This is a genomic window from Flavobacterium algoriphilum (genome assembly GCF_048158655.1).
Lineage (GTDB): Bacteria > Bacteroidota > Bacteroidia > Flavobacteriales > Flavobacteriaceae > Flavobacterium > Flavobacterium algoriphilum.
In genome coordinates this window covers 212,052-233,629 of the sequence record NZ_JBLNKY010000001.1, presented here as the reverse complement: position 1 = coordinate 233,629, position 21,578 = coordinate 212,052, and the positions used below count along the sequence as shown (strand labels likewise).

General features: G+C 34.5%; 16 protein-coding genes and 1 pseudogene. 13 read left to right on the top strand and 4 right to left on the bottom strand.

Annotation, left to right across the window (positions count from 1 at the left end):
- Window positions 1-4: 4 nt before the first annotated feature.
- From ACM55G_RS00990 to ACM55G_RS00955, 8 genes and pseudogenes are all read left to right on the top strand, one after another.
- Window positions 5-1,600 carry a glycoside hydrolase family 32 protein gene (locus ACM55G_RS00990; protein WP_416842029.1) on the top strand — a complete coding sequence of 532 codons (1,596 nt, stop codon included), beginning with the start codon at window positions 5-7 and terminating at the stop codon, window positions 1,598-1,600.
- 12 nt (window positions 1,601-1,612) lie between these two features.
- Window positions 1,613-4,762, top strand: coding sequence for a SusC/RagA family TonB-linked outer membrane protein (locus tag ACM55G_RS00985; RefSeq protein ID WP_416842028.1), 3,150 nt, complete (start codon window positions 1,613-1,615; stop codon window positions 4,760-4,762).
- Between the two features lie 9 nt (window positions 4,763-4,771).
- Entirely contained in the window at window positions 4,772-6,511 is a 1,740-nt protein-coding gene (locus ACM55G_RS00980) for a RagB/SusD family nutrient uptake outer membrane protein (RefSeq protein WP_416842027.1), read from the top strand.
- 173 nt (window positions 6,512-6,684) lie between these two features.
- Window positions 6,685-7,659 carry a glycoside hydrolase family 36 N-terminal domain-containing protein gene (locus tag ACM55G_RS00975; RefSeq protein ID WP_416842025.1) on the top strand — a complete coding sequence of 325 codons (975 nt, stop codon included), beginning with the start codon at window positions 6,685-6,687 and terminating at the stop codon, window positions 7,657-7,659.
- A gap of 57 nt (window positions 7,660-7,716) precedes the next feature.
- Window positions 7,717-8,519 (top strand): annotated as a pseudogene (locus ACM55G_RS00970) (glycoside hydrolase family 36 protein); the annotation flags it as partial.
- 63 nt (window positions 8,520-8,582) lie between these two features.
- A complete protein-coding gene (locus tag ACM55G_RS00965) occupies window positions 8,583-8,840 on the top strand; it encodes a GH36 C-terminal domain-containing protein (RefSeq protein WP_416842766.1) in 258 nt (85 codons plus the stop codon).
- Between the two features lie 239 nt (window positions 8,841-9,079).
- Complete coding sequence (locus tag ACM55G_RS00960; protein WP_416842024.1) at window positions 9,080-9,979, top strand: carbohydrate kinase family protein; 900 nt, start codon at window positions 9,080-9,082, stop codon at window positions 9,977-9,979.
- A 203-nt stretch (window positions 9,980-10,182) separates the two neighbouring features.
- The gene (locus ACM55G_RS00955) at window positions 10,183-10,338 is read left to right on the top strand and encodes a hypothetical protein (RefSeq protein WP_416842023.1); all 156 of its coding nucleotides are present in this window, start codon (window positions 10,183-10,185) and stop codon (window positions 10,336-10,338) included.
- Between the two features lie 308 nt (window positions 10,339-10,646).
- Here the strand turns inward: ACM55G_RS00955 and ACM55G_RS00950 are convergent, their stop codons facing one another.
- From ACM55G_RS00950 to gnd, 3 genes are all read right to left on the bottom strand, one after another.
- Complete coding sequence (locus tag ACM55G_RS00950; protein ID WP_416842021.1) at window positions 10,647-12,065, bottom strand: gluconokinase; 1,419 nt, start codon at window positions 12,063-12,065, stop codon at window positions 10,647-10,649.
- Between the two features lie 20 nt (window positions 12,066-12,085).
- On the bottom strand, window positions 12,086-13,405 hold the full coding sequence (locus ACM55G_RS00945) for a gluconate:H+ symporter (RefSeq protein WP_416842020.1): 1,320 nt from the start codon (window positions 13,403-13,405) through the stop codon (window positions 12,086-12,088).
- A 63-nt stretch (window positions 13,406-13,468) separates the two neighbouring features.
- A complete protein-coding gene (gene gnd / locus ACM55G_RS00940; RefSeq protein WP_416842019.1) occupies window positions 13,469-14,368 on the bottom strand; it encodes a phosphogluconate dehydrogenase (NAD(+)-dependent, decarboxylating) in 900 nt (299 codons plus the stop codon).
- Between the two features lie 774 nt (window positions 14,369-15,142).
- On the opposite strand from gnd, the gene ACM55G_RS00935 reads away from it, so the two are divergent.
- On the top strand, window positions 15,143-15,844 hold the full coding sequence (locus ACM55G_RS00935) for a porin family protein (RefSeq protein ID WP_416842018.1): 702 nt from the start codon (window positions 15,143-15,145) through the stop codon (window positions 15,842-15,844).
- On the opposite strand, the gene ACM55G_RS00930 is transcribed toward ACM55G_RS00935, so the two are convergent.
- A complete protein-coding gene (locus ACM55G_RS00930) occupies window positions 15,839-16,387 on the bottom strand; it encodes a hypothetical protein (protein WP_416842017.1) in 549 nt (182 codons plus the stop codon). The two genes, ACM55G_RS00935 and ACM55G_RS00930, sit on opposite strands and share 6 nt — an antisense overlap.
- A gap of 359 nt (window positions 16,388-16,746) precedes the next feature.
- Here ACM55G_RS00930 and ACM55G_RS00925 point away from each other — a divergent pair, with 359 nt between their 5' ends.
- The 4 genes from ACM55G_RS00925 (at window position 16,747) to ACM55G_RS00910 (ending at window position 21,480) form a co-directional block, all read left to right on the top strand.
- Window positions 16,747-19,194 carry a bifunctional UDP-N-acetylmuramoyl-tripeptide:D-alanyl-D-alanine ligase/alanine racemase gene (locus ACM55G_RS00925; RefSeq protein ID WP_416842016.1) on the top strand — a complete coding sequence of 816 codons (2,448 nt, stop codon included), beginning with the start codon at window positions 16,747-16,749 and terminating at the stop codon, window positions 19,192-19,194.
- Window positions 19,195-19,276: 82 nt separating this feature from the next.
- Window positions 19,277-19,693 (top strand): large conductance mechanosensitive channel protein MscL, encoded by a 417-nt coding sequence (mscL, locus tag ACM55G_RS00920; protein WP_416842015.1) that lies wholly within the window; start codon window positions 19,277-19,279, stop codon window positions 19,691-19,693.
- A gap of 212 nt (window positions 19,694-19,905) precedes the next feature.
- Window positions 19,906-20,895 (top strand): aspartate-semialdehyde dehydrogenase, encoded by a 990-nt coding sequence (locus ACM55G_RS00915; protein WP_039110375.1) that lies wholly within the window; start codon window positions 19,906-19,908, stop codon window positions 20,893-20,895.
- Between the two features lie 237 nt (window positions 20,896-21,132).
- A complete protein-coding gene (locus ACM55G_RS00910; RefSeq protein WP_416842014.1) occupies window positions 21,133-21,480 on the top strand; it encodes a hypothetical protein in 348 nt (115 codons plus the stop codon).
- The last annotated feature ends 98 nt before the right edge of the window (window positions 21,481-21,578 follow it).

Genomic DNA, 21,578 nt, shown 5'->3' with positions numbered 1-21,578 from the left:
AATTATGAGCAAATTAAAAATTATTAAATATGTTGGATTGTTAAGTTGCACAATGATTTTTACAACGATATTTAGTTGTAAAGATGGTTCTTTAGCAAACAAGAAATATACTGAAGAAGAATTGTATCGGCCTAATTTTCATTTCACTCCTAAAAAGGGTTGGATGAATGATCCTAATGGGATGTTTTACTACAACGGGTATTACCATCTTTTTTATCAATATTATCCGGATTCAAATGTTTGGGGGCCCATGCACTGGGGTCACGCCATCAGTACAGATCTTATAACCTGGACTGAAAAACCCATTGCGCTTTATCCGGACGAAAAAGGATATATTTTTTCGGGAAGTGCAGTTGTTGATATAAAAAACACTTCGGGTTTTGGTAGTTTAGAAAATCCGCCTATTATAGCCATGTTTACGTATCATGACATGAAAAAAGAAAAAGCTGGAGAAAGCAATTACCAATCTCAAGGTATCGCTTATTCATTAGATGAAGGCTTGACTTGGACGAAATATGAGGCAAATCCAATTATTAAAAATCCAAATCTAAAAGATTTTAGAGATCCGAAAATCACTTGGGACGCCATTCACCAGCAATGGTTAGTTGTTTTAGCAGCGGGAGATAAAACGATGTTTTACAGGTCTAAAAATCTGAAAAACTGGGAGCTACTGTCAGATTTTGGAAAAGACATTGGGGCTCATGGTGGTGTTTGGGAATGTCCAGATTTTTTCCCGATGCTAGTTGAAGGTACAGATGATTACAAATGGGTTATGCTGTTAAGCATTAATCCAGGGGGACCTAACGGTGGTTCTGCTACACAATATTTTGTAGGTGATTTCGATGGGAAAACATTTACTATTGATGATACTTTTTCAAAAGATGTAAAACAACAAAATGGGCTTTGGATCGACTATGGAAGAGATAATTATGCAGGAGTTACTTGGTCTAACATCTCTGAGGTTGATGGGCGAAAATTATTCATAGGGTGGATGTCAAATTGGCAATATGCACAAAAAGTGCCAACAGAAACATGGAGAAGCAGTATGACTATACCACGAGAATTAGTACTTGTAAATGATGGTGGTCATTATATTGTTTCCTCTAAACCTGTAAAGGAATTACAAAATTATATTGCTAAGACTATCAAAAAAGAATCTCTTAAAATAGACAAGGAAACAGTAATAACTGATCAATCTTTGGTAGACTTATCAAAAGTAGAAATTCGTTTTACATTAAAGGACTTAAAAAAGGACGTTTATACTTTCTCTTTTTCCAATAAAAGTACTAATACTATACAATTTGGCATCAATAAAAAAGACAACTATTTTTTCATTGACAGAACAAAATCTGGGAATACAGCTTTTTCAGATTTATTTGCTCACACAATTTCAAAAGCTCCATTTACGAAAGATTTCAATACGATGGAAGTAAGAATAATTGTTGATAAAACATCAATAGAAATTTTTTATAACAATGGAAAAACAGTTATGACTGAAATATTTTTTCCAGATAAACCAATGGAATATTTTTCAGTTAGTAAAGCTAATACGGAATATACCATTGAAAACTTAATTATTAACCAACTAAATTTTAACTAAAGCAACTAAATTATGAAACACAAAATTATTCTTTACTTAATCCTGATGGGGTCGTTTTTTTCTGTATCGGCCCAAAATATAGGAATCACAGGAGTGGTAACTTCTTCCGAAGACGGAATGTCTCTTCCTAGTGCGTCAGTAATGGTTTCTGGAACTAAAATCGGAACTTCAACTGATCTCGACGGTCAGTTTACGATTACTAATGTTGATAAAAATGCAACCTTAGTATTCAGTTTTACTGGATATGAATCTCAGTCTGTTAAACTTAATGGACAAACTACTTTAAAAATTGCATTAAAAGCAGAGTCTTTAAAACTGCAAGAGGTTGTTGTAACGGGTTATGGTAAAGAGAAAAAAGCCGATTTAACCGGTGCAGTTACGGTAGTAGAACTGAAACCTATTACTGGGCAAACCATGAGCTCTGGAAATGCTATGCAAGCTTTGCAAGGAAGAGTTGCTGGTTTGACTATAGAGAAATCAGGAGATCCAAGTGGAGGAAGTAGTAGAATATTAATTAGAGGGGTAAGTACACTAGGTAATACAGATCCATTGTATGTTATTGATGGTGTTCCTACAGTACGACCTGAGGTTTTTGCGAGTTTGAGTCCAAGCGCTATTGCATCTATTCAAGTGTTAAAGGATGCTTCAGCTTCCTCTATTTATGGGTCTAGAGCTGCTAATGGGGTAATCATCGTTACTACTAAAAATGCAGCAAAAGGTGGAGTAACAAAAGTATCTTACAGCACAAACGTTTCTATTCTTTCAGAGAAAAAACAACGATACAAAATGCTTAATGCTTTAGACAGAGGAAAAGTTTTATGGCAAGCTTCTGTTAACGATGGTGCAAGTCCGTCTGGTGGATATGGAGAAATCTATAATTTTGATTGGAATAATGACTTCAGTAATCCAGTATTGAATAGTGTAAGTGTAAAGCCATATGTAGGTGGAGATACTAATGTCCCTTCTGGTGATACAGATTGGCAAGATACTGTATACAAAACTGGACTTCTTATCAATAATGATTTATCTGTATCTGGAGGATCTGATAAAGCAAATGTAGTATTGAATATGGGGTATTTAGATAATTCTGGGATGCTAAAATATACTAATTATGAGAGATATTCAGCAAGACTTAATGCCAATTTCAAGTTGTTCAATGACAAAGTAAGATTTGGTGTTAATTCACAATTTACACAGTCAAATGAAAGAGCTGCTGCCAATGATGTTGGAAACGCACCAACACCAGGTTTAGCAATAACCCTTGCGCCAACGATTCCAGTTTACACTGCATCTGGAGATTATGCTGGGCCATTAGGATCTGGTTATTCCGATAGAAACAACCCTTTACTAATGCAATATTTGAACAGATGGGATAATAGCAAAAAAATGGCTTTGTACGGTAATGTTTTTACTGAAATTGACATTTTAAAAGGGTTGACCTTTAGAAATAGTATTGGGATGGATTTTAATGATTTCAACAGAAAAGACATTGAACCAATTGTGAAAAATGGATTTGTTAATAGAGGCAATAATAGTTTAACTTTTGATACCAATAAGTATTCTAGTTTAACAATTTCAAATACTTTAAATTATAATCTTACTATTTCTGAACATAAATTAGGGATCCTCATTGGAACTGAATCAACCAAAACGGATTTGAATACTTTGTATGCTCGTGCTGAGGGATTCGCAGTTGAATCAGAATCTTATTTTACACTATCTGCGGCTACTGGAGCTAGAACAAACAATGGAATTTCAACTGGAAGTAGACTACTTTCTCAGTTTGGAAAATTTAACTACGCTTTCTCTGACCGATATTTAGCTTCTTTCACTATTCGTAGAGATGGTTCATCAAGATTTGGTCAAGACAATAGATATGGTATTTTTCCAGCGATTACTGCAGGATGGAGAATCAATAATGAACAATTCCTTAAAAATGTAACAGCAGTTTCAAACTTGAAGCTACGTGCTGGTTATGGAGAAGTAGGAAATCAATCTATTGGAGATAATGCCCGTTTTGGTTTATACGAAGCTAGATACGGTCCGAATCAAAATGTATATTATCCAGATTTTTTCAATATTTATTATAATGTTGGAACTGCTTATGATTTAAATGGAACTAATACTGGAAATTTAGCTTCGGGTTTTGTATCTATACAAGCGGCGAATTCAGGGTTAAAATGGGAAACTACCAAAGAGGTTAACGTAGGTTTGGATTTTGGTTTTTTCGAAAATAAATTATCAGGTTCATTTGATTATTTCTCAAGAAAGACAGTTGGAATTTTGATTAGACCGCCAGTTGCATCTGCTGTTGGAGAAGGTCAGCAACGGTTTGTCAACGGTGCTTCGACTGCAAATAAAGGTTGGGAACTTACAGTAGGATATGCAGATAAATTAGATAATGGATTGTCTTATAATGTTACCACAAATTTTGGTGCGACTAAAAATAAAATCACAGATTTGCCAAAAGAGGTAAGAGCAGCGTATCCAGGAACTGCAGCTAATTCAATAATTGGGCATTCACAATTCGAAGTTTTTGGATATAAAACAGAAGGTTTATTTCAAAATCAAGCTGAAATAGACGCTCATGCTACTCAAGTTGGTTCTCGATTGGGAGGTATTAAATTTGTTGATATCAATGGAGATAATGTGATTAATTCAGATGATAGAACTTTTATTGGTACAACACTTCCAAAATTAGAATACGGTATTAATATTAGTTTAGCGTATAAAAATATTGATTTCTCCATTTTTGGTTCTGGTGTAGCTGGAAGAGTTGGAGTTGATCCGTATATTTTTTGGAATAATTTTGTTCAAGGAAGAGATAATGCAGGTCCAGGAACATTAAATGCATGGACTCCTACTAATACTAATACAAATGTGCCTTCTCTTTCATTAGCTAATAATGATACTCAGATGTCAGATTATATTTTGAGAAACAATTCTTATTTCAAAGTCAGAAACATCCAAATTGGGTATTCATTATCAGATGAGTTAGTTCAAAAATCGGGATTCATTACAAGTTGTAGAATCTATGCTCAAGGAGAAAATTTATTTTGGTTTACTCCAAAAGGATATATTGGTTCCGATCCAGAACGAACAGATGTTAATAGAATACCAGTACCAACTACATTTTCATTAGGTGTAAACTTTAATTTTTAATCAATTATCATGAAGAAATATAATACTATAGTTACCCTTTGCTTGTCAATCTTATTCTTGACATCATGTAGCTCCGATTTTTTAGATTATGAACCAACAGGAGTATTGTCTTCTGTAAATGTTGCGACAGCTACAAATGCGGAAGCACTTGTAAACGCTGCCTATGCTGCAATAGGGAATGACGAAATGGTAGGCCCAATAACAAACCAATGGGTGTACGGAAGTGTACGATCTGATGATGCCTATAAAGGAGGTGGTGGTCGTGGCGATGTTGATGTAATTGACCGTTATGAACAATACAATACAACTATTGCAGATTACGGTGACTGGATGTTACCTAGAACTTGGACAAATCATTATAAAGCGATTTCTAGAGCTAACTTTGCCTTGTCCGTTATCAATGCAATTCCAGATGCGGATTACCCATTAAAAAAAGTGAGACAAGCAGAATTGCGTTTTTTAAGAGCCCATTCTCATTTTATGCTAAAGTTATTGTTTAATAAAGTTCCTTATATCACAGAAGAGCTTACTCAAGAAGACATATTAAAAACGTCAAATGATTTGTCAAGTGATGCTTTATGGGACAAAATTGCAGCTGATTTTCAATTTGCATTTGATAATTTACAACAGAGCCAGGATCAGGTAGGTAGAGCCGATAAAAATGCTGCAGCTGCTTACTTAGCAAAATTAAGTTTATATCAGGCATACAAGCAAAATGATGCGCATCAAGTAACTAGTATAGATGCAGCAAAATTGCAAAAAGTAATAGATTATGCTGATAAAGTGACAGGAAGTTTAGAGCCTGACTTTGGAAATAATTTTTTAGATGGTCATGATAATGGTTCAGAATCTATTTGGGCTGTACAATTCTCTATAAATGACGGGACCAATACAGGAAGAGTAAGTTTTGTTACAGGATTAAACTCTCCTCATGGAACGCCTCTATACGGATGTTGTGGCTTTCATATGGCAAGCCAAAATATGGTGAATGCATTTAGAACGGATGCTAATGGCTTACCATTATTAGATACTTTCAATAATTCAGATATTTTTAATACAATAACCAATGGTAATGCTCCATTAGCAGCCGGAGTTACTTTAGACCCAAGAATTGACCATACTGTTGGTGTTCCGGGAAGACCATTTAAATATAAAAATACTTTGAAAACTTCAGGAGATATGGTCTACAAATTGAGTTGGGCTAGAGATCCAGGAGTTTATGGATACTTTGGAAACATGAAAGAGCAACAATCTCCCGACTGTTCTTGTTATGTGAAGAACGGGCCATTCATTGGGACTTCAAAGAATGTTGATTTTATACGTTATTCGGATGTTTTATTATTCAAAGCCGAAGCATTAATACAATTAAACAGATTTGCTGAAGCATTGCCAATAATTAATCAAATTAGAGCAAGAGCTGCAGCCAGTACTGCAATGACTTTAGCGGCAGGAGCTTCAAATGTTTATAAAGTTCAACCGTATGCTTCTTTCCCTTCAAAAGACTACGCAATGAAAGCATTAATGTTTGAAAGACGATTGGAGTTTGGAATGGAAGGACCAAGATTCTTTGATTTAGTAAGATGGGGCATCGCTGAACCTGTTTTGAATGCCTACCTTAATGTTGAGAAAACAAAAAGAGATTTCCTTTCAAATGCCAAATTTACGGCAGGTAGAGATGAGTATTATCCAATTCCTCAAAGAGAAATTGATTTCACTGGAGGATTATACAAACAAAATCCTAAGTATTAATAATAGAATTTAAAATAAGTTTTGGTTAGTAAATTCGGTTGGAGGCAAGTATTTTTACTTGCCTTTAACTTTTAGTATCGAAACTGAAATACTTTTGCTAAATATGTTTTTGTAACAGAAATGTTTAATAATTAAGTTTTTAAATCAGAAAAAATAGTTTTTTAATATGAATTATGAAAAATAAAATCACCCATTATTTTTACAAAAAAAGGTTATTCCTATTTAGTTTAATAACAATCATTAATTTATCTGCGCAAACCGTAACCATTCCTATTGTGACTTCAAACAATATGATATTGCTACAAACGGATAGCAATAATAGGTTAAGGACTGTTTATTTTGGAAAACCACTTGAAATTGAAAGTGAGTATGTAGCTGTTTCAGCAGGGTATAATTATGATCTTTCGAATCAAGGAATTTACAATTCATCCTATACTTTTTCAGGGACATGGAACCTTTCTGAACCAGCCATACAAGTAAAACATGCCGATGGAAACACTTCTTTGGAACTAAAATATGTAAGTCATAAAATCGAAAAAATAGACGCCAATATTTCTACCACTAGTATCGTTCTTAAAGACCCTATCTATCCTTTTGAGGTAACTTTATTTTATAAAGTTTGGGCCAAAGAAAACATAATCGAACAATGGACCGAGATAAAAAACAAAGAGAAGAAAGCATTGCTTTTGCAAAAATATGCTTCTGCAAATTTATATTTTGCAGGCAAAGATTTTTATCTCACCAGTTTTCAAGGAGAATATCTAAAAGAGATGCAGCCAGTTGAAACTAAATTGGTGCAAGGCATCAGAACGGTAGATTCAAAATTAGGAACAAGAGCAATGCTTTTACAAACACCTAATTTTATGGTGTCTTTTGGTAAACCCGCCTCAGAAAATGAAGGAACTGTGATTATTGGTCAATTAGGTTGGAGTAGCAACTTTAAACTGGAATTCGAAATCGATTCAAATAAAAACCTTCGATTTATTGCAGGAATTAATCCGTTTACATCTGAATACTCATTAGCTCCAAACGTACTATTCAAAACACCTTCTTTAATTTATGCCTTGTCTAATCATGGCACAGGTGCAGCCAGTAGGAATTTACATGATTGGTCAAGAAAATACAGACTTGTAGATGGACAAGGGTAACGGCTTACATTACTAAACAATTGGGAAGCCACCTATTTTGATTTTGATGAAAATAAAATAGTAGACTTATTTAAAGATGCCAAAGATTTGGGAGGTGATCTATTTCTATTAGATGACGGCTGGTTTGGTAATAAATATCCGAGAAATAACGATGATGCTGGGCTTGGCGATTGGCAGGAAAACAAAAAAAAAATACCAAGTGGTTTGGGTTATTTGGTAAAAGAAGCTAAAAAAGAAGGTATTAAATTTGGGATTTGGATAGAACCAGAAATGGTAAATCCAAAAAGCGAATTGTATGAAAACATTTAGATTGGGTCATCCGACAACCTGAAAGACCGGAGATTTACTATACAAATCAAATGGTTTTAGACTTGTCTAATCCTGAAGTTCAAGATTTCGTTTTTGGAATTGTAGACAATCTTTTTGTGAAAAACCCGGAATTGGCGTTTATAAAATGGGATTGTAATGCGGTTATTTATAATGCTTATTCGGCTTATCTGCATAAAACAGGATTGCCTCAATCAAATTTGTATGTAGATTATACCCGAGGTTTGTATAAAGTACTTGAACGAATCAGGGCAAAATATCCAAAAGTTCCAATGATGTTGTGTTCCGGTGGTGGTGGTCGCGGCGATTATGAATTGCTGAAGTATTTTACCGAGTTTTGGCCAACAGATGATACAGAACCTTTAGAAAGAATTTTTGTTCAATGGGATTACTCATATTTCTTTCCTTCCATTTCTTCGGACAACCATGTTACCGACTGGGGGAAACAACCATTAAAATTTAGAGTAGATGTGGCTTCTATGGGTAAACTGGGTTTTGATATTGTAGCGAGTAAATTAAATAGTGAGGATAAATTATTTTGTAAACAAGCGATAACAAATTACCACTCTTTTAAAGATGTCGTTTGGCATGGCGATATGTTCCGCTTGGTGAACCCTCATGAAAATAATATTGCAGCCTTGATGTATGTAAATCCAGAAAAAAACAAAGCAATTGTTTTTAACTATTTAGTAAATAACCGATTTAATTTAACAGCAACTGAACGACCAGTAGTATTAAACGAATTGAATCCAAATAAAAAGTATAGTGTAAAAGAAATTAACTTGTTTCCTGGCATTACTTCAACAATCGATTCTTACAAAATTTACTCCGGGAATTTCTTGATGAAAGCCTGAATCAATCCTAATGTTTCTTTAAAAAGAAGCAGTGTGGTTTTGGAGATAAACGAAGTGAAATAATTTTATTTTGTCAAATAAATGCTAGTATTGACTTTTACGAAAGGTTTTTTTACGTTTCTTCAATTCTATATATTGGGATATGAGAAAAATGAGGGGAGCTTGATGTTAATAAAAATAAAAAATATAAATAAGATGAGCTTGTGAATTTTTTTTACCAGCTCTTAATTTTAATAAATATGGAAAAAAAATATACTTTAAGTATTGTAACTTTTGGGGAAGTTTTATGGGATGTGTTTCCATCTCATAAAAAAATTGGAGGTGCTCCACTGAACGTTGCTCTTAGAATGAATTCTTTAGGAGTTAATTCAACTATTATAAGTCGAGTGGGTAATGATGAAGATGGTGATGAAATTATATCCTTTATTAATAATATGGATGTCAGTTCAGATTTTATACAAGTAGGGGAAGAATATAAAACTGGAGTCGTTAATGTGATGATTAATGAGAAAGGGAATGCCTCTTATGATATTCATTATCCGTCTTCCTGGGATAAAATTACACGAACAAATGAAATGAATGAAAAAGTTTCGGAATCAGATGCTTTTGTTTTCGGGAGTTTAATATGTCGTGATGAAGTTTCCAGATCTACTTTGTATGACCTTTTGGACAACGCTAAATACAAAATTTTGGATGCTAATCTAAGAGCACCATATTATACTACAGAAGTGCTTAAGGAATTGATGTCAAAAGCTGATTTCATTAAACTTAATGATGAAGAATTATGGGAAATAAGTCAAATATTAGGGTCGCCATATAATTCTTTTGAGCAGAATATCAAATTCATAGCTGAAAAAACAAATACAAAACAAATTTGTGTTACTAAAGGTGCATTTGGAGCTGTTTTGTACTTTAATGAAAAATTTTATTACAACAGTGGTTATTTTATAAAAGTGGTTGATACCGTTGGTGCAGGAGATTCTTTTCTGGCCTTTTTGATAGTTAGATTATTGAGAGGTAAATCGCCACAAAAAGCATTGAATTATGCATGCGCAGTTGGGGCTTTAGTAGCTGGTCACGAGGGGGCTAATCCTGAAATTTCAGAAAAGGAAATAATAAAATATATGATGCTTAAGTAGCATAATCAAAAAAGAAGTTATACCATGCTTAGTATATTTCATTTAGTTCAATTTTTATAGGACTAATTTGAAGTAACTAGCAATATCAGATATATAATAAGTAGCACTAATTTTATGGGTAAGGTAATTTTTTTAAATGTGATTAAAACAGGAGATGCTTATGTGTTTGATTCAAATTCACCTAAAGAGTTATTGCGCAAAAATTGGTTTGCGAACTTACATTTGTTGCCATTGGCGACAATGGAGAGATTCTAGGTACTTATATCATCAAGCCTAATCAAATTGACTTAGGCGATCATATTGCTAATTGCGCATTTAAAGCTACTCAAAGCCTAGTCAACAGTATAGATAGTGTATGAAAACTGAACCAAAGAGAATATGTATCTACCCAAATGACATACAGCGCATTACCGGGAAGAGTTATCGTCAAAGCATTCGATTGTTGCATAAGCTAAAGAAATTAATGCTTCCCGAAAGGGGAGCATTTTTTGTTTTGTAGCGTGATAAACTTTTTGCCTAAGCTTGTAATGCAAAAAGGCATCACGGCATGAAATGCCAAGCATTGATTTCTATGTGAGAAGCTTCTTTTTGGGTACCGTAGGTAATCTCTAGTTACAGCTTAGATTTTTTTTACAGCACACATTCAAATTAATTTAAAAAATTCGGTTTAAATATCTTTCAACAAAGGATAAACTCGTTTGAATTTCTCAAAACGCTGTTCGTATATTTCTTTGTAGCCTTCGTAAGGCACAAAGGTTTTTTCAATTCGGTTATGAACGGAATTACTAATGCCAGTGGCTTTAAATCCAATTACAACAGCTCCCCAGGCTGAGGCTTCAATTGTTTCGGCGACGATTACTTTCATTTGAAAAATATCAGCCACCATTTGTAGCCAAAGTTCGCTTTTTCCAAAACCTCCGCTTGCCATGATAGTTGTTTGGTGTCTTTCTTCCGGATCAGGAAGCAAGATTTCAGTAATACTCAATAGTCCAAATAAAATGCCTTCCAAAGTTGCTCGAATCAAATGGGCTTTGGTATGGATGATTCGGATACCCAAAAGTGTTCCCTGAGCAGAAGCATCCCAAATAGGAGCTCTTTCGCCCAATAAGTAAGGAACAAAAAGCAATCCTTCGGATCCCGCAGGAATTATTTTAGCTTGTTCAAATAATTCTTCAAAAGATTCGTCTGTTTTTAAGATGGATTCTTTCAGCCATTGCAAAACAATTGCACCATTGTTAACCGCTCCTAATTTTAAGTATTGATTGTCCATCAAATGGTAACATTGCGTTCGCATTGAGGAATCAATATAAGGTTTGTCAACTGGTAAACGGACTGCACCGCTGGTTCCAATGGATAATGCCATACGTCCAGTTTCCATAGCTCCGGTTCCTAAATTTGCCAATACTCCGTCACCGCCACCTAGAATATAATCAAAACCATCCGAAAGCCCTTTACTTTGATGGGTTGGACTAACAATAATGGAAAGTTGAGATTCTTTTATTTTTAAATAATCCAAAATATCCGGTTCCCACTGCAGTGTCTGAATATTCATCAAGCCCGTTCCTGATGCCATGGCGGAATCGATTACGTAGTCGCCAGTAAGATGGTGCCAAATGTATTCTTTAATGCTAATAAATTTATACGCTTTTAAAAAAGTTGTAGCATCGTTTTCTTTCAACCAAGCAATTTTAGTCATAGGAGAAAAAGTATGAATAGGAATGCCTGTTTTTTGATAAAAATGGAGTCCTTGCTCTGATTTTTTTAATGATTCAGCTAATAAGTGTGCTCTATTGTCTGCCCACAATATGGCATCGGTGAGCGGTTTCCCGGTATCATCTATTGCCATTATACTTTGCATAGCCGAACTAAAACTGATGAATTGGGGCTGAATCCCTTTTGTGATTTCTTGGATGCATCCTAAAACAGCTGCTACAATTTGGTCGGGTTTTTGGATGCTCCAATCGCCTTTTGGATGATACATTGGATAAGATTGATTGCATTCCCGAATCACTTTTCCAGTTATGTCAAAACACACGGCTTTTGTTGCTGTGGTACCAATGTCTATTCCTATGTAAAATGACTTCATTTTTTTAGTTTAATTATTTTTTATCCCACCAGTAAATTCAGCAATAGAACACCAATTAATCCCATTATTCCAATGATAGTTTCCATGACGGTCCATGTTTTAAAAGTATCCGAAATACTAATTCCGAAATACTCTTTAAACATCCAGAAACCCGTGTCATTCACATGGGAACACATTAAACTTCCAGCTCCAATTGATAATATCATTAATTCAGGATTTATTCCTGAACTAGCAACTAAAGGCTGTACAATTCCTGCTGCGGTCAATCCTGCTACGGTTGCTGAACCCAATGCAATGCGAATAATCGTTGCGATTAACCAACCTAAAAGTAAAGGAGAAAGAGTTGATTGTTCGAAAGAAGCAGCTAAATCAGTGCCGATACCACTGTCAATTAATACTTGCTTGAAAGCGCCACCTGCAGCAATAATCATAATAATCATGGTAGCAGAACTCAGTGCCGAGCTGGATTTATCCATAATGTCCTGCATCTTTCTTCCGTGATTAATGCCTAAAAAAATAATCGCAAACAAGACCGCAATAAGCATTGAAGTGGTTGGGTTTCCAATGAATCCAAGAATATGACGTAAAGAGGATTCTTCGGGTAGGGTTAATTCACTTGTTGTTGCCAATGCCATTAAAATGACAGGAATTAGCGCCGTCAGGAAACTGATGCCAAAAGATGGCATTTCTTTTTCGTCAAATGTTTTGCTCTCGAATAATCCTTTGGGTGGATTGGCGATAATTTTCTTAATGAATTCTGGAAAAATAATCCCTGCGATCACTAAAGTAGGAAGGGCAATTATTAATCCATAGAGTAATGTTTTTCCAATATCAGCTTTAAAAATCACGGCAATGGCTGTTGGTCCAGGATGAGGTGGTAAAAAACCGTGTGTTACAGAAAGTGCCGATGCCATGGCAATTCCAAGATAAATAATGGGTTGCTTAGTAGTTTTTGCCACAGCGAAAACCATTGGAATCAAAATCACAAATCCGGCATTGTAAAACATCGAAATCCCTACTGCAAAACCCGTAAGCAACATCGCCCATTTGATGTGTTTTATACCAAAAGACCGAATCATTACCGAACTTATTCGTTGTGCTGCGCCGCTATCTGAAAGGATATTTCCCAAGATAACTCCAAGGGCAATAATCAAAATCAAAGAACCTAGTGTGCTTCCTATTCCTTGTTGAAGGGAATTTATGATGTCAGGAAAGAGCATGCCTTTGGTAATTCCCACAAAAAAAGAAGCGATAATCAATGAAAGGAACGCATTGAGTTTTACTGCGGATATCAAGACAAGTAATAAAAGAATACTTGCAATTAAGATCAATATTGACATGTACTTGAATTTGAAAAATTAAAAATTAGCTTCGAATTGGTTTCGGGTATTGGAGTAGTCAGGTTACTCATTTTTCTCTACTGCATGACCTCCAAATTCATTGCGAAGTGCTGCTACGACTTTCCCGGAGAAAGTATCTTGCATTTGGGAACGGTAGCGCATCATGATTGAAAGTGCAATAACTGGAGTAGGAACGCCTAAATCTAAGGCTGTTTCGAGTGTCCATTTTCCTTCGCCAGAGGAATGCATAATTCCTTTGATGCCATCTAATTTAGGGTCTTTCGAAAAAGCATTTTCGGTTAGTTCCATTAACCAACTGCGGACCACAGAGCCGTGATTGAACAATTTAGCCGTTTTTTCGAAATCAATATCAAATTCAGAGTGTTCAAAAACCTCAAAACCTTCAGCAATAGATTGCATCATTCCGTATTCGATACCGTTGTGAACCATTTTAGTAAAATGTCCGCTTCCTGCTGCACCAGTATATAAATGTCCGTTATCGACAGAAATAGCCTTGAAAACGTGTGCGATATATTCAAATACTTGCGCGTCACCGCCAATCATTGTGCAAGCGCCATTCAAGGCACCTGAAGTTCCTCCCGAAGTTCCACAATCTAAAAAGTCAATGCCTAGTTCCTTGAGTTGCGAATAACGACGTTTTGAATCTTTATAATTAGAATTTCCTCCGTCAATGATAATGTCGTTTTTTTCTAAAAAAGGAAGCAATGAAGTGATCACTCCGTCTACAATTTCTCCTGCCGGAACCATTAGCCAAATCACTTTTCGGTCGTTCAGTTTTTGACATAATTCTTTCACGGAATGTGCAGTTGTGATTCCTTCCTGACCAATTTTTGTTACAAAGTCAGTATTGACATCTTGGGCTACTACTTTGTAACCATTTCGTTGTAAGTTAAGGGCAAGGTTAAAGCCCATTTTTCCTAATCCTATAATTCCAATTTGCATCGTTGTATTGTTTTAAGTCTGATTTGAAGACATTTTCGAGTAATCGTTAAAAATTTTTAAAGTAAAAATATTGGTTTTAATTTTTTAACAAGCAATTTTTTTGAAAAATGTTTAAACTTCTTTAAACCAATAGATTAATTTGAGTCGGTTTAATTTAATGACTTTGATATAATTATAGCAACAGGATAGTTCTACAAAATTAGATTCTTATTATTGCGCTTGATTAATTTTAAAGGAGATAACGATTTTTATTAAAGAAAAAAGCAGAATAGAAGCCATTGTGCAACTGGAAGAAAATAGTTGCGTAACGCTAATGGAGAAGTCTGAACATTGGATTCAATTGATGATTTAGATCATTACATATAGAGCTTCGGATTACACACGTGATTGACGGGGTTCATATTGATTTATTTAAAAACAGGAATACGGAACCATAACTCTTTATTTTGATAAAGTACGTTTTGTTTGTTTCGATTTAAAAATATTGAAGTGGGCAGAAACTGAGAAAGAGAGTGGATTCAAACGATTATTGTCAAAAGACAGGGGTTTGCCAATGGGAAGATCAAAGAAGGAGATTTAAAGGGAATCGAATATTCTGGGTTTTCTTTAAATCTCCTTTTTAAATTCTTCCATTAATTTAGTGCGTTAAAAGTTTATTTTAGCAGCATTAGATATAATAAAACTATCAAAAGGGTATATTTGTAAGGCTGAAATGTGAAGAGAAAACTAATCTTTGTTTGAAATCATCCCTCAGCAATTTTAAACCCAAAGAATATGCGATTATATCTGAGTTGTTTTCTTTTCTTATGTGTTTTTCCTGTTTTTTCTCAAGAAAATGTGATTGCTGAAAATAATCCAAAAGTTAAAATTGATTCGCTATACAGAGAAGATCAGTTTTATTTTGGATTTACATACAATACTTTGACGAAAAAACCGGAAGGTTTGTCCCAGAGTAAACTATCAACTGGTTTTTCTGCTGGTTTTCTTAGAGATATGCCAATAAATAAAAACAGAACCATTGCAATTGCATCAGGAATTGGTTTTTCGTATAATAATTACAACCAAAATCTCGCCATTTACAAAACGGACCAAAGGGCTGTCTATTCGATTATTGATGCCGAAACAACCTTTAGTAAAAATAAATTTTCACAGCTATTAGTAGATGTGCCTTTGGAGTTCAGATGGAGGACGTCAACCTATGAAAGTTATAAGTTTTGGAGAATTTACGGTGGAATTAAATTCAGTTATTTAATTTATGACCGCTCTATTTATAGTGATGATCAAGATAAAATAGTTATTTCAGGCAACAAAGATTTTAATAAATTTTTATACGGAGCTTACATTTCATCGGGATACAATACGATCAATGTATATGCGTACTATGGCTTGAATTCTTTGTTTAAATCTGCAAAAATTGATGGCAAGCCTATTGATATGACTTCTTTGAATATTGGAATTATTTTCTATATTTTATAACCATAAATACAACAAAAGCAGTTGCGACACACTTCCTAAAAGAAATCCAATAATCAGTTCAGTAGTCGTATGCGCCTTCATTTCTAAACGGGATGAAGCCACTAAACCATTCATGAGAATCAGAAACGCAATCAGTAAAGTGCTTTGAACTTGATAATGCATACTTATTCCAATAACAAATACCGTTAAGGAGCTAATGCCCATCATGTGTAAGCTGGCTTTTGTCTTGAAAAATGACAAAATTAAGGCTTGTAAAGTACTCATCAACGCTCCCAAAAAGAAGAAATGCAATTCGGGATATCGATCTAAAGTAATGCTTTTTCGAACCAATAGAATCAGTAGAAACGAGTGAAGGAGCAAAGGAATTTTACGTTGTGAGACTTCGGCAACCATTATAGAATCAATTTTTCCGGCAGCACGTAATATAAAAAACACCAGCACAGGAACGATTACCGTGATGATTAATATTTGGGAAAAAATGAAAAGTTTTTCTTGATTTATAATAAAAGAAACATTGTAAAAAAGATAAATAAGCGTTGCCATTAACGGTATAAATATCGGATGGAAAATGTAAGAGAATATCGGCAGGATTTTTTTCAAGATATCGAGTGTTATTTGGATAAACAAATATAACGATTCTGATAAAATACTAAGTGCAAGTTTATGGTGTTTTTTACTTTTATAATATTTTAAAAAGGCTTCTCGGTCGAGTTTTAATAAACTAAAATAGCTGTAAATTGTAGCGTTTCGAAGTCTTCATTTTGAAAAGAAGTGTTATTTTTGAGCAAGTTTTTGGAAGAAACCAATTAATTACTGCGCTTTCGCAAAAGTTAAGCAGCTTTCCTTTCGATTTACTATTTCATGTCAATCAATAAAATCGGCGTCATTCGCGTTTTAAAACAATGAGTCTAAAAATCCAAAGTATAATCACTCAAATTCAGGCTGAGTTTGTAGGCGACAACAGTGCCGTTTCAATTGATACTATTTCTATCGATAGCCGTTCGTTGCAAAATGGTTCTCAAACCTTATTTTTTGCTTTGGTTGGAACCAATAATGATGCGCACAGTTACATTAAAGATTTAATTGAAAAAGGAGTTCAGAACTTCGTAGTTACCCATATTCCTGAAGATTGTGAAAGCAAAGCCAATTTCCTGGTTGTCAAAAATACGTTGCAGGCGTTGCAACAATTTGCTGCGTATTATCGCGGTCTTTTTAAATTTCCTATTATTGGATTGACCGGAAGTAATGGTAAAACGATAGTAAAGGAATGGCTCAATTTCCTGTTAAGTCCAGATTATAATATTATTCGAAGTCCAAAAAGTTACAACTCACAGGTTGGAGTTCCTTTGTCCGTTTTGGCAATCAATGAGCAACACAATCTTGGGATTTTTGAAGCCGGGATTTCTACCGGTTCAGAAATGGAAAAACTCGAAACCATTATCAAACCCACGATTGGAATTTTAACCAATATTGGTTCGGCACATGACGAAGGTTTTACAAGTTTAGAAGACAAAATAAAAGAAAAAATGCTGCTTTTTGAGGATTCCGAAGTGGTTATTTATCAAAAGAATGGAATGGTGGATTCCTTAATTTCGAAAAAAACAAAAGCATTTACGTGGAGTTTTAATTCTAAAGATGCCGATGTTTTTGTTTCTAATTCAGCAATTAAAAACGACAGCACAACCATTCAATACAGATACAAAGCCGATTCGTGCGAATTAACAATTCCATTTCAGGACAAAGCGTCCATTGAAAATGCGATTTCGTGTTTGATGGTTTTGTTGCATTTTAAATATGACGAAAAGACCATTCAAAACCGAATGGAATTGTTATATCCGGTTGAAATGCGTCTGAAAGTTAAAAACGGAATTAATAATTGCAGTATTATCGATGACAGTTACAGTTCCGATTTCCAATCGCTGAAAATCGCCTTGGATTTTCTGGAGAGTCAAAATAAACGTCAGAAAAAGACATTAATATTATCGGACATTTTTCAAAGTGGTTTGTCTAATGAGGCATTATATTCGAAAGTTTCCCAATTGATAGTTTCTAACAAAATTACGAGAGTTATCGGGATTGGAGAAACCATTTCATCATTCGAAAATAAATTCTTCAACTGTGTTACTTTCAGAAATACGGAAGCATTTATTTCCAATTTCGATGATTTGAATTTTAACAATGAAACAATTTTGATTAAAGGGGCGCGTACGTTTCATTTTGAAGAAATTGTAGCTTTATTGGAAGAGAAAACACACGAAACTGTTCTTGAAATTAACCTGAATGCCATTAGCCATAACTTGAATTTTTTTAAATCAAAGTTAAAACCCAAAACTAAAATAATGGTGATGGTAAAAGCTTTTGGTTATGGAAGCGGTGGTCTTGAAATTGCCAAATTGCTGGAACATCACAAAGTGGATTACTTGGGCGTGGCTTTCGCCGATGAGGGAATATCGTTAAAAAATGGTGGGATTAATTTGCCAATAATGGTATTGAATCCGGAAACAACCAGTTTTGCAGCGATTATTCAACATCAGTTAGAACCTGAAATTTATAGCTTGAAGGGATTGCGTGCGTTCCTGAAAATTGCCGAACAAAAAAAGTTAAAACATTTCCCTATTCACATAAAGCTCGATACCGGAATGCACCGTTTGGGTTTTGAAAACAATACGATGGATGATTTGATTGCAACTTTAAAAGGAAATCAAACCGTTAAAGTGAAAAGTGTTTTGTCTCACATGGCGACGAGCGACGATATAGAGCACAAGGATTTTGCACATTCACAAATTGATTTGTTTGAGGAATTATCATCAAAATTAATGACTGAATTAGAAATAAAACCCATTCGGCATATTTTAAATACTTCAGGAATCAGTAATTTTCCCGATGCGCAATATGATATGGTTCGCCTGGGGATTGGTCTTTACGGCGTTTCAAATGACAGTGATGAACAGAAATACTTAGAAAATGTAGGAACCCTCAAGTCAGTGATTTCTCAAATCAGAACCATTCCTGCCGGTGAAAGTGTGGGATATGGCAGGCGATTTATGGCGGAGAAACCAACAAAAATTGCCACAATTCCTATTGGATATGCGGATGGAATTTCAAGAGCTTGGGGAAATGGATTGGGTTTTGTGACTATTAAAAATGAAAAAGCGACCATTCTTGGCAGTATTTGCATGGATATGTTAATGGTAGATATCAGCGAAATTGATTGTATAGAAGGGGATGCAGCAATTATTTTTGGCGAAAGCCCAACGGTCAATTTTATTGCCCAAAAATTAAATACGATACCATACGAAGTTCTTACGAGCATTTCGCAACGGGTAAAACGGGTGTTTTACAGGGAGTAATTAATGGGTAAACGTCTGTTAATTATTAAAATTTTTATTAAATTCGGATTGCAAATATATTTTTAATCTAAAAAAAATAAATATGGGATTTTTCAGTGATTTTAAAGCCTCTTTAATGAAAGGTGATGTATTGACTTTAGCCACTGCGGTAGTTATTGCTGCTGCATTTGGTAAAATTATTGGTTCTGCAGTAGATGATGTTATTATGCCAATTATTGGTTTGATAACAGGTGGAATTGATTTTACACAAAAATTCATCACACTGGACGGAAACAGTTATGAAAATTTAGCTGCAGCAAAAGCGGCTGGAGCTGCCGTAATTACTTATGGTAACTTAGTTCAGGCGATTATCAACTTCGTTATTATTGCCTTCTTTATTTTTGTCATTTTAAGAGCCGCTGAAAAAGCCAGAAAAAAAGAAATAGTTATTTCTGCTGCTCCAGCTGGACCTACAGAAGTGGAATTGCTTACCCAAATTAGAGATTTATTGAAAAAATAATGCCGCTACATTTATTTTTTCTAAAATTTATCCTGAATTGATTTCAGGACTAAACGCTTCGTAATGGAGGCGTTTTTTCTTTTTGTTTAAATGCAAAATAATGAATTGTTGTATTTGTAACATTTTGTTGTTTTTTGTGAACACGCTTGTTTTAATTTGAATATTACTTACTTTTGCTTTTCAAATTAAGTACTCAATAATAAAAATATACTATGAGAATAGCAGTTGTAGGCGCTACTGGAATGGTTGGCGAAGTAATGTTAAAAGTATTGGCAGAAAGAAATTTCCCTGTAACAGAATTAATTCCGGTTGCTTCTGAAAGATCAGTGGGTAAAGAAATAGAATATAAAGGTAAAAAATATAAAGTGGTTGGTATGCAAACTGCTGTGGACATGAAAGCGGATATTGCTTTGTTTTCTGCAGGAGGTGATACCTCACTGGAATGGGCTCCAAAATTTGCAGCAGCGGGAACAACGGTTATCGATAATTCATCGGCTTGGAGAATGGATCCAACCAAAAAATTAATCGTTCCTGAAATCAATGCGTCTGAATTGACAGCAGCCGATAAAATCATTGCAAATCCAAACTGTTCTACGATACAAATGGTTTTGGTTTTGGCTCCATTACACAGAAAATACAACATTAAACGTGTTATTGTTTCTACGTACCAATCCATTACTGGAACGGGTGTAAAAGCAGTACAACAGTTAGAAAACGAATACGCAGGAGTTCAAGGTGAAATGGCTTACAAATATCCAATTCACAGAAATGCAATTCCACAATGTGATTCATTCGAAGACAACGGGTACACTAAAGAAGAAATGAAATTAGTGCGTGAAACTAAAAAAATATTGAGTGATAATTCGATTGCAGTTACGGCTACTGCTGTACGTGTGCCAATCGTTGGTGGACACAGTGAAGCGGTAAATGTTGAATTCACTAATGATTTTGATATTAGCGAAGTGCAAAATATTTTACATCATACCGATGGCGTTGTGGTTCAAGACAACAATGATACTTATACGTACCCAATGCCAATGTACGCACAAGGAAAAGATGATGTTTTTGTAGGTAGAATTCGTCGTGACGAAAGCCAGGAAAACACCTTGAATATGTGGATTGTTGCTGATAACCTCAGAAAAGGAGCCGCTACAAACACGATACAAATTGCAGAATATTTGATTGCTGCTAAATTGGTGTAATACTTGATTTTTAATTCAAATTAAAACCATTTGTTTTGTCAAAATATAATTTGTCAGAACAAATGGTTTTTCTTTTTTGCAGTCTTTAATAACCAATAAAAACAGTTGATTTTTAAAACATATAAGGAGTATAAGTTCATTTAAGAAAAGCTCTTTGTAACTTAGTTTCCTTAAATATCTTACATGGTAGAAAGACCATGTTCCTTTTTCTAAATTGTTTTGTTACCTTTGCCAAGGATGAAAAAGAATAAACTCATAGTAAGTCTTTCTTTGGCGATTGCGGTATTGTTTTCAATACTGTTTCAGTCCTTTCATACCTATGAACATTTAGAGCAGCAGCTTTCCGAAAAGCAATGCCATCATAAATATAATATTACCAATAAAGAGATAACGCATCAACACCACAATTTTGATCATTGTTATGTCTGTGATTTTACTTTTGGGAGTTGCATTTCGCCAAAAAAATTCTCCTATCAATTACATTCCAGTTACAAAGAAATTCCTTATTTCTTTACTGCTACGGAAACGGTTCTCTCGTTTTCCGGAAGTTTATATTCCCATCGCGGACCACCTATTTGTATATAAACAAAATTCATTTCAGCTTTTTTGTTGATTTGGTTTGAATTTCAATTCACTTTTCAAAGTGATTTTGGAACTACAATTTATTTACTAAATAATTCCAG

Excerpts from the sequence above, each read along its gene's own strand:
- ACM55G_RS00990 (WP_416842029.1), top strand. The coding sequence starts at position 5 with ATGAGCAAATTAAAAATTATTAAATATGTTGGATTGTTAAGTTGCACA.
- ACM55G_RS00985 (WP_416842028.1), top strand. The coding sequence starts at position 1,613 with ATGAAACACAAAATTATTCTTTACTTAATCCTGATGGGGTCGTTTTTT.
- ACM55G_RS00980 (WP_416842027.1), top strand. The coding sequence starts at position 4,772 with ATGAAGAAATATAATACTATAGTTACCCTTTGCTTGTCAATCTTATTC.
- ACM55G_RS00975 (WP_416842025.1), top strand. The coding sequence starts at position 6,685 with ATGAAAAATAAAATCACCCATTATTTTTACAAAAAAAGGTTATTCCTA.
- ACM55G_RS00965 (WP_416842766.1), top strand. The coding sequence starts at position 8,583 with ATGTTCCGCTTGGTGAACCCTCATGAAAATAATATTGCAGCCTTGATG.
- ACM55G_RS00960 (WP_416842024.1), top strand. The coding sequence starts at position 9,080 with ATGGAAAAAAAATATACTTTAAGTATTGTAACTTTTGGGGAAGTTTTA.
- ACM55G_RS00950 (WP_416842021.1), bottom strand. The coding sequence starts at position 12,065 with ATGAAGTCATTTTACATAGGAATAGACATTGGTACCACAGCAACAAAA.
- ACM55G_RS00945 (WP_416842020.1), bottom strand. The coding sequence starts at position 13,405 with ATGTCAATATTGATCTTAATTGCAAGTATTCTTTTATTACTTGTCTTG.
- gnd (WP_416842019.1), bottom strand. The coding sequence starts at position 14,368 with ATGCAAATTGGAATTATAGGATTAGGAAAAATGGGCTTTAACCTTGCC.
- ACM55G_RS00935 (WP_416842018.1), top strand. The coding sequence starts at position 15,143 with ATGCGATTATATCTGAGTTGTTTTCTTTTCTTATGTGTTTTTCCTGTT.
- ACM55G_RS00930 (WP_416842017.1), bottom strand. The coding sequence starts at position 16,387 with ATGGCAACGCTTATTTATCTTTTTTACAATGTTTCTTTTATTATAAAT.
- ACM55G_RS00925 (WP_416842016.1), top strand. The coding sequence starts at position 16,747 with ATGAGTCTAAAAATCCAAAGTATAATCACTCAAATTCAGGCTGAGTTT.
- mscL (WP_416842015.1), top strand. The coding sequence starts at position 19,277 with ATGGGATTTTTCAGTGATTTTAAAGCCTCTTTAATGAAAGGTGATGTA.
- ACM55G_RS00915 (WP_039110375.1), top strand. The coding sequence starts at position 19,906 with ATGAGAATAGCAGTTGTAGGCGCTACTGGAATGGTTGGCGAAGTAATG.
- ACM55G_RS00910 (WP_416842014.1), top strand. The coding sequence starts at position 21,133 with ATGAAAAAGAATAAACTCATAGTAAGTCTTTCTTTGGCGATTGCGGTA.